We start from the raw sequence: 15,676 nt of genomic DNA on the forward strand, positions 1-15,676 counted from the left end.
AGAGGCTCCCAGCCAGACTACTGGGTTGATAGGCCGGATGTGGAAGCACAGCAATGTGTGGAGCTGACCGGTACTAATAAGCCGATAACTTGACTTACAAAGATGCTCCGCGTCCACTGTGCAGTTCCCGAGATACAAACGGGAACACCACCCACTGATTTGATATCTCCATAGAGTTTCGGCTGTCATAGCGAAGGGGAAACGCCCGGCTCCATTCCGAACCCGGAAGCTAAGCCCTTCAGCGCCGATGGTACTGCACTGGTGACGGTGTGGGAGAGTAGGACGCAGCCGGACAACCATTCACGACAACCCCGCCAGGACACCTGGCGGGGTTGTCGCATTCCCCCACCCTTTTCACGCCATGGAAATGCCGCGCGCGGACTCCCGCCTCACCCCGCGCGGTCGCGCCCCACAGGGGGATGGGGCGTCGAAGGCGCAGGGACTAGGGTTGGTCCGTGCCTGAACTCATCCCCTCCCCGACCCGTATCCCCGTTCCCGGTGGCAAGGTCATCGACGAGCACATCGGTGCCGTCAACACGCCTGACGCCCGTCTGCAGGCCTCGGTCTCGGTCGCCCGCATGGTGGCGCCGGCCGGATGGTCCGAGCCCTTCCAGGCTCCCGAGTTCGACGAGATCACGCTCGTCCTCGCCGGGACGGTGCTCATCGACCACGACGGCGGCACGCTCGAGGTGGGCGCGGGGCAGTCGGTGATCACGCGCGGCGGTGAGCGCATCCGCTACTCGTGCGGTCCCGAGGGCGCCGAGTACGTCGCCGTCTGCCTGCCGGCCTTCAGCCCGGACTCGGTCCATCGCGAGGAGGACGCCGAACCGGCGGCCGGGGACGCGTCGTGAGCTCGGACGACGTGCTGCACGCTCCCAAGGTCCTGCTCCACGACCACCTCGACGGCGGCCTGCGCCCGCAGTCGATCATCGAGCTGGCTGCGGACGTGGGCTACGACGCCCTGCCCGAGACCGAGGCGGACGCCCTCGGCGCTTGGTTCCGCGAGAGTGCCGACTCCGGGTCGCTCCCGCGCTACCTCGAGACCTTCGACCACACCCTGGCCGTCATGCAGACCCGCGAGGGGCTGTTCCGGGTGGCGAGCGAGTGCGCCCAGGACCTGGCCGCCGACGGTGTCGTCTACGCCGAGAGCCGCTACGCGCCGGAGCAGCACCTGACCCGTGGCCTCACGCTGGAGGGGGTCGTCGAGGCCGTCAACGCCGGTCTGCGCGACGGAGAGGCCAAGGCCGCGGCCGCCGGAAACCCGATCCGGGTCACCTCGCTGCTCACGGCGATGCGCCACGCCGCCAAGTCGACCGAGATCGCAGAGCTGGCGATACGCTACCGCGACGAGGGGGTGTCCGGCTTCGACATCGCGGGCGCGGAAGCCGGCTACCCACCCACCCGCCACCTCGATGCGTTCGAGTACCTCCGCCGCGAGAACTTCCACTTCACGATCCACGCCGGCGAGGCCTTCGGTCTGCCGTCGATCTGGGAGGCGATCCAGTGGTGCGGCGCGGACCGTCTCGGTCACGGAGTCCGCATCGTCGACGACATCACCATCGACGGCGCCCCCTTCGCGCAGTGGGTGGAGGGGAACGAGGACGAGCCCGACGCGCTGACATCGCTCGAGCTCGAGCGGGTGCGCCTGGGGCGCCTGTCGGCCTACGTGCGCGACAAGCGAATCCCCCTGGAGATGTGCCCGAGCAGCAACCTGCAGACCTCGGCGGCCCCGTCGATCGCGCTGCACCCGATCACGCTGCTCCGTCGGCTGCGCTTCCGCGTCACGCTCAACACCGACAACCGGCTCATGAGCGACACGTCGATGAGCAAGGAGGCGGCCCTGCTACGCGACGAGGCGGGGTGGACCCTCGAGGACCTGCGGTGGGTGACGATCAACGCCATGAAGTCGGCCTTCATCCCCTTCGACGAGCGTCTGGCGCTCATCGACGACGTCATCAAGCCGGGCTACGCAGCCCTCGGCTACCAGGCCCCGCCCGTCGCCTGAGACACCCCAGCCGGTCAGAGCCGCCGCCGGCAGCCCGCGACGGGCGTCACTCCGCAGCGAGCGCGGCGTCGACGGCGGCCTCGACGTGCAGGCGCGTCGTCGGGAAGACCGGGACGTCCGCGTCGGACTGGTCGACGAGCAGCTCGATCTCGGTGCAGCCGAGGACCACGCCCTCGGCGCCGGCAGCGACGAGCCGCGCGATGATCTCGCGGTAGGCCTGCCGGGACTCCTCTGTCACCACGCCGAGGCACAGCTCCTCGTAGATGATCCGGTGGACCGCCGCCCGGTCGTCGGCGTCGGGCACGACCACGGTGAGGCCGTGACCGGCGAGACGGCCGCGGAGGAAGTCCTGCTCCATCGTGTACGCCGTCGCGATCAGCCCGACCTGCCGCAGTCCCGCCGCCCGCACGGCATCGGCCGTCACGTCGCCGATGTGCAGCAAGGGGATCGAGACGGCGGCCTCGATGGCGGGCGCCACCTTGTGCATCGTGTTGGTGCACAGCACGAGCAGCTCGGCACCGGCAGCCTCGAGTCCGGCGGCCGCCGTCGCGAGCAGCGCCCCAGCCTCGTCCCAGCGGTCCTCGGCCTGGAGCCGCTCGACCTTGGCGAAGTCGACCGAGTGGAGCAGCAGACGCGCAGAGGCCAGGCCTCCGACCCGCTCACGGACGAGCTCGTTCGCGAGCCGGTAGTACTCCGCGCTCGACTCCCAGCTCATGCCACCGAGCAGGCCGACGAGCCTCACGCCGGGCTGCCGGCCCCGAGAAGGGCGCCGAGCTCGGACTCGGCCTCGCGCGGGTGCAGGCAGCGCGCCCCGTGCGCCCGTGCCTCGGCCACGACGCGGGGCTCGTCACGCCACAGGGCGAGCCCGCGCCGCACGAGGATGTGCGGCGGTTTGCGGCGCTCGGACAGGTCACGCACGAAGCGGCGCAGTGCCGTCAGGGTGCGGTTCTGGCGTACGCACAGGGCGTCGGCGAGCAGTCCCTCGCGGCGCAGCGGCTCGACGAGACGTCCGGCGAAGAGCCCCTCGGCCAGCACGAAGTCGGTGGGACCCGCGTGCACGACGTGCCGACCGGTCACGGCCGAGGCGCCGATCTCGTAGACGGGCACCTCGACGCGGCCCTCGTCGACGAGTAGCCGGAGCGCGCCCACTGCGGACGCGGCGTCCCACGAGTCCTCGTGGTCCCAGTCCGGGATGCCCAAGGGGGAGCGGGGCAGTGCCGGGTCGCTCGCCTCCCGGTAGAAGTCGTCGAGACGCACGACGGGCCACCCGTGGGTGGCGCTCAGCCGTGCCGAGAGCCGGCTCTTGCCGGCGCCGCTCGGTCCGGTCAGCAGGATGACCCGACGCCGGTCCCGCCCGGTCGCACCCGGCGTGTTCGCATCCGACGGCCTGCTCATCGACGCGTCCGCAGCTGCACCACGCACGGCGTCGGGGCCCGCGCCGTCCACGGAGCCACCGGGGTCGCGGACGGCGCCCGCCCTCGCCGTTCGGCCCGTGGGCGGCTCGCCCGCGGTGTCGCCCGAGCGGTGGTCGACCGACGCCACCTCGCCCTCCTCCACCAGGTCCAGGGACCGGGTCAGAGACCCTTGGGGTGCCAGACGGTCTTCGTCTCGACGAAGGCCCTGATGCGACCGAGACCGGGGTCGGCGTTCCAGTCGGGCTCGACGGGAGCGCCGTCGGCCAGAGCCGGTCGGTAGACGCGCTTGAGGTTGCCGGCGGCCTCTGCCTCGAGCGCGGCCCAGTCGACGCCCTCGGCGCCGGCGACACCCGTGAGGTCGATGGCGTTGACGTCGCGGTGCGCCGCAAGCCACGTGGCGACCTCGGCGGTCTGGGCCGTGACGATGTTGACGACGCCACCGGGCACGTCGGACGTCGCGAGCACCTCGCTGAACGTCACCGCCGGCAGGGGACGAGCGGCCGACGACACGACGACGGCCGTGTTGCCCGACGCGATGACCGGGGCCACGACGGACACCAGCCCGAGCAGCGAGGAGGCTTGCGGCGCAAGCACGCCCACGACACCAGTCGGCTCGGGAGCCGACACGTTGAAGAACGGTCCAGCGACCGGGTTGAGGTTGCCGAGCACCTGGGCGATCTTGTCGGTCCACCCGGAGTACCAGACGACACGGTCGATCGCGGCGTCGACGACGGCACCCGCGGCACGAGCCGTCAGGCCCTCGCTCGCGGCGACCTCGTCGACGAACTGTGCGCGGCGGCCCTCGAGCACCTCGGCGACGCGGTAGAGCACCTGGCCGCGGTTGTACGCCGTGGCACCCGACCAGCCGGGCAGGGCGGCGCGGGCGGCGACGACGGCGTCGCGGACGTCCTTGCGCGAGCCCATCGCGGCGTTGGCGAGGAACTCGCCCGTGGCCGAGACGACCTCGTAGGAGCGACCGGACTCGCTGCGCGGGAACTTGCCCCCGATGTAGAGCTTGTAGGTCTTGCGCACGTCGAGGCGGCTCATCGGGCGGCTCCCGTCAGGGTCGAAGGGGCGGTGGTGACGTAGGCCTCGAGGCCGTGGCGGCCGCCCTCGCGGCCGTAGCCCGACTCCTTGTAGCCACCGAAGGGCGAGGTCGGGTCGAAGCGGTTGAAGGTGTTGGCCCAGACGACGCCGGCCTTGAGCTGGTCGGCCATCCAGAGGATCCTCGAGCCCTTCTCGGTCCAGACACCGGCGGACAGGCCGTATGCCGAGTTGTTGGCCTTGGCGACCGCCTCCTGGGGCGTGCGGAAGGTCAGCACCGACAGGACCGGTCCGAAGATCTCCTCGGTCGCGACGCGGTGCGTCTGCGAGACACCGGTGAGCACCGTCGGCGGGAACCAGTAGCCCTTGGTGGGCAGCGTGCACTCGGGGCTCCAGCGCTCGGCGCCCTCGGCGACGCCCGCCTCGACGAGCGAGGTGATGCGGTCGAGCTGCGCCCTGGAGTTGATGGCGCCGAGGTCGCTGTTCTTGTCCATCGGGTCACCGACGCGCAGCGTGCCGAGGCGGCGCTTGAGCTTGGCGACGACCTGGTCGTGGACGTTCTCCTGGACCAGCAGCCGCGAGCCGGCGCAGCACACCTGTCCCTGGTTGAAGAAGATGCCGTTGACGATGCCCTCGACGGCCTGGTCGAGGGGGGCGTCGTCGAAGACGATGTTGGCGGCCTTGCCGCCGAGCTCGAGCGTCGCCTTCTTCGACGTGCCGGCGATGGAGCGCGCGATCGCCTTGCCGACGTCGGTCGAGCCGGTGAAGGCGATCTTGTCGACGTCGGGGTGCTCGACGAGCGCCTGACCGGTGCGGCCGTCACCGGTGATGATGTTGACGACACCGGCGGGCAGCTCGGCTTGCTGGCACACCTCGGCGAAGAGCAGCGCGCTCAGCGGGGTCGTCTCAGCAGGCTTGAGCACGACGGTGTTGCCCGTCGCGAGGGCCGGCGCGATCTTCCACGCGAGCATGAGCAGCGGGAAGTTCCACGGGATGACCTGTCCGACCACGCCGTGCGGGCGCGGCACGTCGGCGCCCGAGGCGGACAGGCCGGCATACTCCAGCTTGTCGGCCCAGCCCGCGTGGTAGAAGAAGTGCGCCGCCGCGACCGGCACGTCGACGTCGCGCGTCTCCTTGATCGGCTTGCCGTTGTCGAGCGTCTCGAGCACGGCGAACTCGCGGGCGCGCTCCTGCAGGATGCGGGCGATGCGGAAGAGGTACTTGCCGCGCTCGGCGCCACTCATCCGGCCCCAGACGCCCTCGTACGCTCGCCGGGCCGCGGCGACGGCCTTGTCGACGTCCTTGGGGCCGGCCTGGCTCACCTCGGCGAGGACCGTCTCGTCGGCGGGGTTGACGGTGGGGAAGGTCGCCTTGGGACGCGTGAACGCGCCGTCGATGAAGAGACCGTAGGACTTCTCGATCGTGACGATGGCGCGCGACTCCGGCGCTGGGGCGTACTCGAACTTCGGCATCAGGGTGTCTTTCGTGGGCGCTGTCGTGTGAGGCGCGGTCGGTCAGTCAGGCAGTCACGGTCAGTCGATCGTCACGTAGTCGGCGCCGGAGTAGGCGCCCGTGGCGAGCTTCTGACGCTGGAGGATGAGGTCGTTGAGCAGGCTCGAGGCGCCGAAGCGGAACCACTCCGGCGTGAGCCAGTCGTCGCCGGCGATCTCGCTGACCATGACGAGGTACTTGATGGCGTCCTTGGTCGTCTTGATGCCACCGGCCGGCTTGACGCCGACCTGGCTGCCGGTGAGGTCACGCCAGTCGCGCACGGCCTCGAGCATGATGAGCGTGACGGGCAGGGTGGCGGCGGGCTGCACCTTGCCGGTGGAGGTCTTGATGAAGTCACCGCCCGCGAGCATCGAGAGGTAGGACGCGCGGCGGACGTTGTCGTAGGTGACGAGCTCGCCCGTCTCCATGATGACCTTGAGGTGCGCCGTGCCGCAGGCCTGCTTGACCTCGGCGATCTGGTTGAAGACGGTGAGGTAGTCACCGGCGAGGAACGCGCCGCGGTCGATGACCATGTCGATCTCGTCGGCGCCGGCCTCGACGGCGTCGCGGGTGTCGGCCAGCTTGACCGGCATGCTCGCGCGCCCGGACGGGAAGGCCGTCGCCACGGCGGCGACGTGGATGCCGCTGTCGCCGAGCGCGGCCTTCGCGGTCGCGACCATGTCGCCGTAGACGCAGATGGCGGCGGGACGTGGCGTCGTGGGGTCGAGCGGGTCGGGCACGAGGGCCTTGGCGCACAGGGACCGGACCTTGCCGACGGTGTCGGAGCCCTCGAGGGTCGTCAGGTCGATCATCCCGATGGCGGTGTCGATGGCCCAGGCCTTGCTCGTCGTCTTGACCGAGCGGGTGCCGAGCGACGCCGCACGTGCCTCGCAGCCGACCTGGTCGACCCCGGGCAGGCCGTGCAGCCACGAGGTGAGGGCATGGTTCGTCAGGCGCGACACCCCGAGGACGTCCCGCGCCTGCGCGGTGAGGTCCTGCGCGGTGTGCGTCGTGGTGCTAACTGTCACCACGGGAGTCTATCCACCTATCGAGACGGCCCGTGACGCGTGAGAGAGTCTGTCCGTGAGCCCCGACGTGTCCCCGCTGCCCTCCGACTCACCCGCAGAGGAGCATCCCGAGCGCGTCGCCCTGCGCGACGCCCGCACGCTCCGGCCCGGCTCGTCGGTCACCGTCGGCGTCATCGGTGCAGCGGCCGGAGTCGCCCTGCTCGTCCCCGGTGTGCTGACCGAGCCGCGCAGCTGGACGCTCATCTCGACCGTCGTGCTCGCACTCGTGCTCCTGTGGCTCTTCGTCGTGCGCCCCAGCGTCGTCATCCACGCCGAGGGGATCCGGCTCGTCAACCCGCTGCGAGTCGTCGACGTCACGTGGCCGGCCATCAGCGAGGTCCGGTCACGCTGGGCGCTCGAGATCGTCGCGGACGGCCGCCGCTACACCGCGTGGGGGGTGCCGGCCGATCCCGGTCGTCCGAGGTACGGCCGCGGCATGCTGACCGTTGGCGCCAACAAGGTGCGGGGCAAGGGGACCACCGAGGAGCCGGCGAAGTCGAAGGTCGAGGCCCAGGCCGTCGCGGCCGAGGTCGAGGCCCGGATGACGGCCGATCGCAAGCGCAAGGACGGCCGGACGCCACGCATCGCGCACCAGGTCTGGGACCCGGCGTCCGTCGGCCTGCTCCTCGTCGGCCTCGCCTTCTTCGTCATCGGCACGTTCGTCGTCTGACGGGCCTACTGACGTAACCCAGAGAGGGCCACTGACGCGGCCCTGACGGGCCCGGGTGACCCGGCCCCACGCGTACGCCCGTCGATGGCGTACGCGTGGAGCGGCGTCACAGGGACGTGAGGCGTTCCAGGTCGGCGCGGACCCGGGCGAGCCGGGTCTCGGCGACCGCGCGGGACTCCCCGAGCGATGCCGGACGGGCCACCGGCTCGATGACCTCGAGGTAGACCTTCACCTTGGGCTCGGTGCCGCTCGGGCGCACGATGACCCGCGAGCGGTCGGCGAGGTGGTAGCGCAGGCCCTCGGTCGGCGGCAGCCCCCCGTCGCCTTCGGCGAGGTCGTCGACCCGCACGACGTCGACGCCGGCCACCGTGGTGGGCGGCTCGGCGCGCAGGCGGCCCATGAGGGTGTCGGTCTGGGCGAGGTCGGAGACGCGCACCGAGAACGAGTCGGTCGCGTGGACGCCGTGTTCGATCGCGAGGTCGTCGAGCAGGTCGATGAGGGTGCGTCCCTGCGCCTTGAGGCCGGCCGCGAGCTCGGCGAGCAGGAGGGCGGCGCTGACGCCGTCCTTGTCGCGGACGAGCTGCGGGGCGACGCAGTAGCCGAGCGCCTCCTCGTAGCCGTAGCGCAACCGGTCGACGCGGGAGATCCACTTGAAGCCGGTCAGCGTCTCCTCGTGGGCGAGCCCGGCCGCCTTGGCGATCGACGCGAGCAGGCGCGAGGACACGATGGAGTTGGCGAAGACGTCGCGGCGCGAGACACCGCGCTGCACGATGTGCGCGCCGAGCAGCGCCCCCACCTCGTCGCCGCGCAGCATCCGCCAGTCGCCGAGCGCCGGGTCGAGCACGGCCGCGGCGCAGCGGTCGGCGTCGGGGTCGTTGGCGATGACGAGGTCGCAGCCGACGGCGCGCGCACGGGCGAGCGCGAGGTCGATCGCGCCCTTCTCCTCGGGGTTCGGGAAGGCGACGGTCGGGAAGTCGGGGTCGGGCACGGCCTGCTCGTCGACGACGACCGGGGCGGTGAAGCCCGCCTGGACGAAGGCCGTGTGCACCGTGCCGTGGCCGACGCCGTGCAGGCTCGTGTGGACGATGCTCAGGTCGCGCGGCGAGTGCGGGTCGACGACGCTGACGACGGCGTCGACGTAGTCCTCGAGGAGGTTGTCGCCCAGCGTCTCCCAGCCCTCGGAGACGCGGGGCACGTCGGCCACCCGCTCGACCCGGCCGATGTGGGCGGCGATCTGGGCGTCGGCGGGCGGCACGATCTGGCTGCCGTCGCCGAGGTAGACCTTGTAGCCGTTGTCCTGAGGCGGGTTGTGGCTCGCCGTGACCATGACGCCGGCATCGGCGCCGAGGTGGCGGATCGCGAACGCGAGGACGGGCGTCGGCAGGGGCTGGGGGAGCAGCAGCGCCCGACCGCCGGCCGCGACGACGACCGCGGCCGTGTCGCGGGCGAAGACGTCGGAGTTGTAGCGCGCGTCGAAGCCGACGACGACGGTCGGCGCCTCGCCGGCGCGGCCCTCGTCCTTGAGGTATGCCGTGAGGCCGGCGGCCGCGCGGATCACGACGCTGCGGTTCATCCGGTTGGGGCCGGCACCGAGGGCCCCGCGCAGGCCGGCGGTCCCGAACTCGAGCAGGCCCGACATGCGGTCGGCGAGGTCGGCGGCGGCCTCCGCGTCCCCCGCTGCGGCCCGCGCGAGGACGGCGTCGAGCTCGTCACGCGTCGTCGGGTCGGGGTCGTCGTCGCGCCAGGCGCGCGCCGCGGCATGCAACGTCTCGGTCGTGTCGACGGTCGTCATCAGAGACGCCCCACGACCGCCGCGAGGAGGCGGCCGCACCGTTCGGCGGCGGCCTTCCCGGCCTCGAGCACCTCCGTGTGGCTCAGCGGCTGGTCCGAGATGCCCGCGGCGAGGTTGGTGACGAGCGAGATGCCGAGGACGTCGAGCCCGACCTGACGCGCTGCGATCGCCTCGAGGCTCGTCGACATGCCGACGAGGTCGCCGCCGATGACCTTGGCCATCTGCACCTCGGCCGGGGTCTCGTAGTGGGGGCCGTGGAACTGGACGTAGACGCCCTCGTCGAGGTCGGGGTCGACCTCGCGGGCCAGGTCGCGCAGTCGCGGCGTGTAGAGGTCGGTGAGGTCGACGAAGTTCGCACCCTCGATGGGGGAGTGCGCGGTGAGGTTGATGTGGTCGCGGATGAGGACCGGGGTGCCGGGCGCCCAGGCCGGGTTGAGGCCGCCGCACCCGTTGGTCAGGACGATCGTCGAGCAGCCCGCGGCCTTCGCGGTGCGGACACCGTGGACGACGGCACGCACGCCGCGTCCCTCGTAGAAGTGGGTGCGGGTGCCGAAGACGAGGGCCCGACGGCCGGTGTCGCCGATCGCGACCGAGCGCATGCTGCCGGAGTGGCCGGCCACGGCGGCCCTATGGAAGCCGGGGACGTCGGCGTTGTCGACGGTCGCGAGCGTCTCACCGATGAGGTCGGCGGTCTGGCCCCAGCCCGAGCCGAGCACGAGCGCGACGTCGTGGTGGTCCACGCCGGTGCGCTCGGCGATGACGGCGGCGGCGTCGGCGGCGACGTCGAAGGGGTCGGTGGAGGGGTCGCTGAGATCGCGCTGGGAACTGGTCACGCTCAGGACTCTAGCGACGTCGACGCGGCGCAGGAACCGGCCCGTCGGGTCAGCCGGGACTCTCCGCGAAGGCCGTGAGCACCGCGTCGACGGTGCGCGTGACGTAGGCGCGTCGGCGCCGCGCCGGTTGGGCCAGTGCGCTGAGCAGGACCCCCTCGAGGGAGGCCACGACGGCCTCCGCATGAGGCCGGGCATCGGTGTCGCGACTGCGGCCGACGACCTCCTCGACGACGTCGAGGAGCCGGTCGCGCCACTGCGCGAAGGCGGCTGCCAGCTCGTCGTCGCGGGCCGCCTCGAGGGTCAGCTCCAGGCGCGCGAGGACGACGTCCGGCTCACGCAGCCAGCCGGCGAAGAGGTCGGAGATCTGGGCCGAGGCGAACGCGGGGTCGCCGGGTCGGGCGGCGAGGCGCCGGCCCAGGGCCTCCACGTCGCCGGTCAGACCGGTGGCGACGTGCTGGGCGAGACCGTGGACCAGCGCGGCACGTGTGCGCAGGTAGGCCGAGCAGGTGCCGGCGGGCAGGCCGGCCCGGGCGTCGACGGCACGGTGGGTCAGGCCGCGCAGGCCGCCGGCCGCCACCACCGCGACGGCTGCCTCGAGGAGCTGTCGCCGGCGTGGGGAGAGCGGGGCGTCCGTCGGTGGCATCGGTCCTGCCTGCGTGTGGGGGTCGTCACACCGAGGGTAGCGGGGAATGGGCGTCGCACCAGCGGGTGTTTCTACAGATGTAGAATCTACGGATGTAGAAACCCATTGGAGGTCCACCATGCAGATCCTCACCGGCATCACGCCGTTCCTCGTCGTCTTCTTCTCCCTCGCGGCCGTCGCCGCACTGCTCGTCGTCGGCGCGGCAGGCGTCTTCCTCGCGCGCAGCCGCTCCGTCCGGCGGCGGACCGGGACTCCCCTCGTGCCCTACTACCGTGCACTGGCCCTCAGCCACTGACGGCCGGCGCCGCCTGCTCGGCGGCCGGTCGGACGCCCGTCCGGGGGATGGTTGGATGGTCCCGTGATCACGCGCGAGACATCCGTTGTCATCATCGGCGGTGGCCCCGGGGGCTACGAGGCAGCCCTCGTCGCGGCCCAGCTCGGCGCGCAGGTCACGATCGTCGAGAAGGACGGCCTCGGTGGCGCGGCCGTTCTCACTGACTGCGTTCCCAGCAAGGCCCTCATCGCGACCGCCGACTACATGTCCGACTTCGAGACGGCCTCGCGTCTCGGCGTGCGGTTGCAGGACGACGACGGCGACGAGGTGTCCGACGCGGTCGCCCAGGCGCACACCGTCAACGACCGGATCCTCGCGCTCGCCGCCGCCCAGAGCGCCGACATCCAGGGAAGCCTCGAGCAGGTCGGCGTCACGGTCCTGCGCGGCACCGCCCGGATCGCCGGGCGCGAGCGCGTCGTCGCCGAGCTCGCCGACGGCACGACGCGGGAGCTCACCGCCCACGTCGTCCTCGTCGCCACCGGGGCGGCGCCCCGCGTCATGGACAGCATGCGGCCCGACGGCGAGCGCATCCTCACCTGGCAGCAGATCTACTCCCTCGAGGAGCTTCCCGAGCGCATCATCGTCATCGGTTCCGGTGTCACCGGCGCCGAGCTCGCCCAGGCCTACCTCGGCCTCGGCTCCCAGGTCGTCCTCGTCTCCTCCCGTGACCGGGTGCTGCCCGGCGAGGACGCCGACGCCGCCACCGTCATCGAGGACGTCTTCCGCAAGCGCGGCATGGAGGTCCTCAACAAGTCACGTGCCGCGTCGGTCGAGCGCACCGCCGACGGCGTCGTCGTGACGCTCGTCGACGGCCGCACGGTCGAGGGGTCGCACGCCCTGCTCGCCGTCGGGTCCGTGCCCAACACCGCGGGCCTCGGTCTCGAGGAGGCCGGCGTCGAGCTCAGCCCCTCCGGGCACGTCCAGGTCGACCGCGTCTCGCGCACCAGCGTCGGCGGCGTCTACGCGGCGGGCGACTGCACCGGGGTGCTGCCGCTCGCGTCGGTCGCGGCCATGCAGGGACGCATCGCCATGTGGCACGCGCTCGGGGACGCCGTGTCGCCGCTCAACGTGCGGGGTGTCGCCGCCAACATCTTCACCGAGCCCGAGATCGCGACGGTCGGCATCAGCCAGAACGCCGCCGACGAGTCGCCCGAGGTCGAGTCGGTCACCCTGCCGCTCGCCCGCAACCCGCGCGCCAAGATGCAGGGGATCAGCGACGGCTTCGTCAAGCTCTTCTGCCGCAAGGGCTACGGCACGGTGCTCGGCGGCGTCGTCGTCGCGCCGAAGGCCTCAGAGCTGATCTACCCCGTGGCCCTGGCCGTGCAGAACCGGCTCAGCGTCGACCAGGTGTCGAGCACCATCACGGTCTACCCCTCGCTCTCCGGCTCGATCGCCGAGGCGGCGCGCCAGCTGCACCAGTCCGACTGACACCCGCGTCGGACGACGGGGGACAGCGCGGGACGACGCGCGGGCCGCGCGTCGCCGCGGGACCCGGGCGGACGGCATACGCCGTCGGTGGCTCAGCGCTGCTCGTCGCCCGGCGCCGGGCGGTCTGCCTGCTCGCGCTCGAGCTCGGCGCGCCGGTCCTCCTCGGCCCACCGCTCGCGTCGGCGACGCGAGACCACCTGGCGCAGCTTCTTCTGGAGCGGGTAGACGATCGCAGCCACGACGATGAGGATGACGAGGTTCGCCACGGAGAAGACGGGCTGGTCGGCCGTGGCACTGGGGAGGGTCGCAAACACACGTGCAGTGTGCCAGAGGCGTAGCGTCGGGACGGTGGCGGCGTCGTCGCCGCGTCAGGGAGGTCGCCCGGGCCGCGGGTGGACGTTCCTGAGCAGGTCGGACCGTGGAGGCACACGCAGTGAGCGACTGGATCCAGAAGGCCAAGGACTTCGTCAAGGGTCACCCCGAGCAGGCCGAGCAAGGTCTCGACAAGGCCGAGGAGCTCATCAACGAGCGCACCGGCGGCAAGTACGCAGACCAGGTCGACCAGGGCACGGACAAGCTCAAGGAGGGCCTCGGGCTGCCGCCCGACGCCGAGGGCACGCAGCCACCCGGCGCCCCCGAGCCGCCGGCCCCGCCCGCACCGGCTCCGAGCCCTACCCCCGCTCCGACGCCCGAGCCGGCTCCGACGCCCGAGCCGGCCCCGACCCCGGCGCCTGCGCCCACACCGGAACCGACCCCCACCCCGAGGCCCGGTCCGGGACCTGCCGAGCCGAGGCCCCCGGTCGACCCGACCGACCCGGCCCCCGTCGACCCCCACCTGCCCGGGGGACCCGGACCGTCGGAGATCCCGCCTGCCGGCGAGCCTGCAGGCGAGCAGGACCTGCCCGGCGTCCCCCACCCCAACCTCCCCGGCTCGGGCGAGGGCGACATCACCCTGGGCGACCCGCCCGCCAAGCAGGGCTGACGCGAACGCCGCTCAACCCAGCGGCGCACGCACGAGGGCCGACCCGCCTCACGGCAGGTCGGCCCTCGTCGTGGTGGTGCTGCGGCGCTCAGGCCTCGACGACGTCCGCGATCTCGGCGAGCACGGCACCCGACGTGACGGTCTCGCCGACCTTGGCGGTGAGGCCGGAGACGACTCCGGCCTTGTGGGCGGTGATCGGCTGCTCCATCTTCATCGCCTCGAGGACGATGACGAGGTCACCGGCCGCGACGGTCGTGCCCTCCTCGACGGCGATCTTGACGATGGTGCCCTGCATCGGCGCGGTGAGCGAGTCGCCGGAGGCGGCGCCACCGGACTTGCCGCCGCCGGACCGCTTGGGCGCCTTCTTCTTCGCTGCGGAAGCACCCCCGCCACCACCGAGCGAGAGCCCGCCAGGGAGCGAGACCTCGAGGCGCTTGCCGCCGACCTCGACGACGACGGTCTGGCGCTCCTCCACCTCGGCCGTGTCGGCCGACCCGCCGGCATACGCCTCGATGGTGTTGTCGAACTCCGTCTCGATCCAACGGGTGTGGATCGTGAAGGGCGAGCCGTCGGTCGGTGCGAACGCCGGGTCGGCGACGACCGCGCGGTGGAAGGGGACGACGGTCGGCATGCCCTCGATGGTCAGCTCCGCCAGGGCCCGGCGCGAGCGCTCGATGGCCTGCTCGCGGGTGCGGCCCGTGATGACGAGCTTGGCGATCATCGAGTCGAACGCGCCGGCCACGGTGTCGCCCTCGACGATGCCGGCGTCCCAGCGCACACCCGGGCCCTGCGGCACGACCATGCGGCTCACGGTGCCGGGCGCGGGCAGGAAGCCCCGGCCGGCGTCCTCGCCGTTGATCCGGAACTCGATCGAGTGGGCGTGCGGCTCGGGGTCGCCGTAGTCGAGGGACTCGCCGTTCGCGATCCGGAACTGCTCGCGCACGAGGTCGATGCCGGTGACCTCCTCGGTCACGGGGTGCTCGACCTGCAGACGGGTGTTGACCTCGAGGAAGCTGATGTCGCCGGCCGGGCCGACGAGGAACTCGCACGTGCCGGCACCGACGTAGCCGGCCTCCTTGAGTATGGCCTTGCTCGCGCGGAGCAGCTCGGTGTGCTGCTCCTCGGTGAGGAACGGCGCGGGGGCCTCCTCGACGAGCTTCTGGTTGCGGCGCTGGAGCGAGCAGTCGCGGGTCGAGACGACGACGACGTTGCCGTGCTGGTCGGCGAGGCACTGGGTCTCGACGTGGCGCGGGTGGTCGAGGAAGCGCTCGACGAAGCACTCGCCGCGACCGAAGGCCGTCACGGCCTCACGGACGGCCGAGTCGTAGAGGTCGGGGATCTCCTCCATCGCACGAGCGACCTTGAGTCCGCGGCCGCCACCGCCGTAGGCCGCCTTGATCGCGACGGGCAGGCCGTGCTCCTTGGCGAACTCGACGACCTCGTCGGCCCCGGAGACGGGGTCCTTCGTGCCGGGCACGAGGGGTGCGCCGGCCTTCGTCGCGATGTGGCGGGCCTTGACCTTGTCGCCCAGAGAGTCGATGGCCTGCGGCCCGGGGCCGATCCAGACGAGCCCGGCGTCGATGACGGCCTGCGCGAACGACGCGTTCTCGGCGAGGAAGCCGTAGCCGGGGTGGACCGCGTCGGCCCCGGCCTGGCGGGCGACGTCGAGCAGTTTCTCCTGGACGAGGTAGCTCTCACCGGGGGTCGAGCCCCCGAGGGCGTACGCCTCGTCGGCGACCTTGACGTGCAGGGCATCCCGGTCCGGGTCGGCGTAGACCGCGACCGAGGCGATCCCACTGTCCGCGCACGCCCGCGCGATGCGGACGGCGATCTCACCACGGTTTGCGATCAGTACCTTGCTGATGGGTGCCATGGATCGGACTCTATCGGGCTGACGTCACGTCAATTCGGCGTCCTCCGGCGTATTCCCGGTCGTCTCGGAGTGAGGTCGCGCACACCGCCTCCGTCCGTC

At 72.0% G+C, this 15,676-nt stretch carries 16 protein-coding genes and 2 rRNA genes; 8 read left to right on the forward strand and 10 right to left on the reverse strand.

Annotated features, from left to right (window positions below; translation table 11 throughout):
- The 4 genes from H283_RS0122615 to H283_RS0122630 form a co-directional block, all read left to right on the forward strand.
- Positions 1 to 97: ribosomal RNA gene (locus tag H283_RS0122615) — 23S ribosomal RNA — on the forward strand; the annotation flags it as partial.
- A gap of 80 nt (positions 98 to 177) precedes the next feature.
- Positions 178 to 294, forward strand: a 5S ribosomal RNA gene (gene rrf, locus H283_RS0122620).
- A 161-nt stretch (positions 295 to 455) separates the two neighbouring features.
- On the forward strand, positions 456 to 851 hold the full coding sequence (locus tag H283_RS0122625; RefSeq protein WP_020145812.1) for a hypothetical protein: 396 nt from the start codon (positions 456 to 458) through the stop codon (positions 849 to 851).
- Positions 848 to 2,005: an adenosine deaminase gene (locus H283_RS0122630; RefSeq protein WP_020145813.1), complete on the forward strand. Its 1,158-nt coding sequence runs from the start codon at positions 848 to 850 to the stop codon at positions 2,003 to 2,005. The genes H283_RS0122625 and H283_RS0122630 overlap by 4 nt, the downstream gene beginning before the upstream one ends.
- 46 nt (positions 2,006 to 2,051) lie before the next feature.
- On the opposite strand, the gene H283_RS0122635 is transcribed toward H283_RS0122630, so the two are convergent.
- From H283_RS0122635 to deoC, 5 genes are read right to left on the reverse strand one after another with little or no spacing between them, the layout of a single operon-like run.
- Complete coding sequence (locus H283_RS0122635) at positions 2,052 to 2,747, reverse strand: aspartate/glutamate racemase family protein (RefSeq protein ID WP_020145814.1); 696 nt, start codon at positions 2,745 to 2,747, stop codon at positions 2,052 to 2,054.
- Entirely contained in the window at positions 2,744 to 3,547 is an 804-nt protein-coding gene (locus tag H283_RS26205; RefSeq protein ID WP_231372350.1) for a uridine kinase, read from the reverse strand. The genes H283_RS0122635 and H283_RS26205 overlap by 4 nt, the downstream gene beginning before the upstream one ends.
- 32 nt (positions 3,548 to 3,579) lie before the next feature.
- Positions 3,580 to 4,467, reverse strand: a complete 888-nt coding sequence (locus H283_RS0122645) for an aldehyde dehydrogenase family protein (RefSeq protein ID WP_020145816.1) — start codon at positions 4,465 to 4,467, stop codon at positions 3,580 to 3,582.
- Complete coding sequence (locus tag H283_RS0122650) at positions 4,464 to 5,936, reverse strand: aldehyde dehydrogenase family protein (protein WP_020145817.1); 1,473 nt, start codon at positions 5,934 to 5,936, stop codon at positions 4,464 to 4,466. Before H283_RS0122650 ends, H283_RS0122645 begins: the two co-directional genes overlap by 4 nt.
- A 60-nt stretch (positions 5,937 to 5,996) precedes the next feature.
- Positions 5,997 to 6,983 carry a deoxyribose-phosphate aldolase gene (deoC, locus tag H283_RS0122655; protein ID WP_028785846.1) on the reverse strand — a complete coding sequence of 329 codons (987 nt, stop codon included), beginning with the start codon at positions 6,981 to 6,983 and terminating at the stop codon, positions 5,997 to 5,999.
- 55 nt (positions 6,984 to 7,038) lie between these two features.
- On the opposite strand from deoC, the gene H283_RS0122660 reads away from it, so the two are divergent.
- Positions 7,039 to 7,692: a PH domain-containing protein gene (locus H283_RS0122660; protein ID WP_020145819.1), complete on the forward strand. Its 654-nt coding sequence runs from the start codon at positions 7,039 to 7,041 to the stop codon at positions 7,690 to 7,692.
- A gap of 106 nt (positions 7,693 to 7,798) precedes the next feature.
- On the opposite strand, the gene H283_RS0122665 is transcribed toward H283_RS0122660, so the two are convergent.
- From H283_RS0122665 to H283_RS27010, 3 genes are read right to left on the reverse strand one after another with little or no spacing between them, the layout of a single operon-like run.
- Positions 7,799 to 9,484 (reverse strand): phospho-sugar mutase, encoded by a 1,686-nt coding sequence (locus H283_RS0122665; RefSeq protein ID WP_020145820.1) that lies wholly within the window; start codon positions 9,482 to 9,484, stop codon positions 7,799 to 7,801.
- Complete coding sequence (locus H283_RS0122670; RefSeq protein ID WP_020145821.1) at positions 9,484 to 10,317, reverse strand: purine-nucleoside phosphorylase; 834 nt, start codon at positions 10,315 to 10,317, stop codon at positions 9,484 to 9,486. The genes H283_RS0122665 and H283_RS0122670 overlap by 1 nt, the downstream gene beginning before the upstream one ends.
- Positions 10,318 to 10,366: 49 nt before the next feature.
- Complete coding sequence (locus H283_RS27010) at positions 10,367 to 10,960, reverse strand: TetR/AcrR family transcriptional regulator (protein WP_020145822.1); 594 nt, start codon at positions 10,958 to 10,960, stop codon at positions 10,367 to 10,369.
- A gap of 118 nt (positions 10,961 to 11,078) precedes the next feature.
- Between H283_RS27010 and H283_RS27990 the strand changes: the two genes are divergently transcribed.
- A complete protein-coding gene (locus tag H283_RS27990) occupies positions 11,079 to 11,255 on the forward strand; it encodes a hypothetical protein (RefSeq protein ID WP_020145823.1) in 177 nt (58 codons plus the stop codon).
- A 63-nt stretch (positions 11,256 to 11,318) separates the two neighbouring features.
- Positions 11,319 to 12,722, forward strand: coding sequence for an NAD(P)H-quinone dehydrogenase (locus tag H283_RS0122685; RefSeq protein WP_020145824.1), 1,404 nt, complete (start codon positions 11,319 to 11,321; stop codon positions 12,720 to 12,722).
- 92 nt (positions 12,723 to 12,814) lie between these two features.
- Here the strand turns inward: H283_RS0122685 and H283_RS0122690 are convergent, their stop codons facing one another.
- Entirely contained in the window at positions 12,815 to 13,036 is a 222-nt protein-coding gene (locus H283_RS0122690; protein WP_020145825.1) for a hypothetical protein, read from the reverse strand.
- A gap of 119 nt (positions 13,037 to 13,155) precedes the next feature.
- On the opposite strand from H283_RS0122690, the gene H283_RS0122695 reads away from it, so the two are divergent.
- The gene (locus H283_RS0122695; RefSeq protein ID WP_028785847.1) at positions 13,156 to 13,704 is read left to right on the forward strand and encodes an antitoxin; all 549 of its coding nucleotides are present in this window, start codon (positions 13,156 to 13,158) and stop codon (positions 13,702 to 13,704) included.
- An 88-nt stretch (positions 13,705 to 13,792) separates the two neighbouring features.
- On the opposite strand, the gene H283_RS0122700 is transcribed toward H283_RS0122695, so the two are convergent.
- Positions 13,793 to 15,577 carry a biotin carboxylase N-terminal domain-containing protein gene (locus tag H283_RS0122700; RefSeq protein WP_020145826.1) on the reverse strand — a complete coding sequence of 595 codons (1,785 nt, stop codon included), beginning with the start codon at positions 15,575 to 15,577 and terminating at the stop codon, positions 13,793 to 13,795.
- Positions 15,578 to 15,676: the final 99 nt, after the last annotated feature.

This window comes from Terracoccus sp. 273MFTsu3.1 (genome assembly GCF_000383675.1).
Classification (GTDB): domain Bacteria; phylum Actinomycetota; class Actinomycetes; order Actinomycetales; family Dermatophilaceae; genus Terrabacter.

Excerpts from the sequence above, each read along its gene's own strand:
- H283_RS0122645 (WP_020145816.1), bottom strand. The coding sequence starts at position 4,467 with ATGAGCCGCCTCGACGTGCGCAAGACCTACAAGCTCTACATCGGGGGC.
- H283_RS0122650 (WP_020145817.1), bottom strand. The coding sequence starts at position 5,936 with ATGCCGAAGTTCGAGTACGCCCCAGCGCCGGAGTCGCGCGCCATCGTC.
- H283_RS0122665 (WP_020145820.1), bottom strand. The coding sequence starts at position 9,484 with ATGACGACCGTCGACACGACCGAGACGTTGCATGCCGCGGCGCGCGCC.
- H283_RS27010 (WP_020145822.1), bottom strand. The coding sequence starts at position 10,960 with ATGCCACCGACGGACGCCCCGCTCTCCCCACGCCGGCGACAGCTCCTC.
- H283_RS27990 (WP_020145823.1), top strand. The coding sequence starts at position 11,079 with ATGCAGATCCTCACCGGCATCACGCCGTTCCTCGTCGTCTTCTTCTCC.
- H283_RS0122700 (WP_020145826.1), bottom strand. The coding sequence starts at position 15,577 with ATGGCACCCATCAGCAAGGTACTGATCGCAAACCGTGGTGAGATCGCC.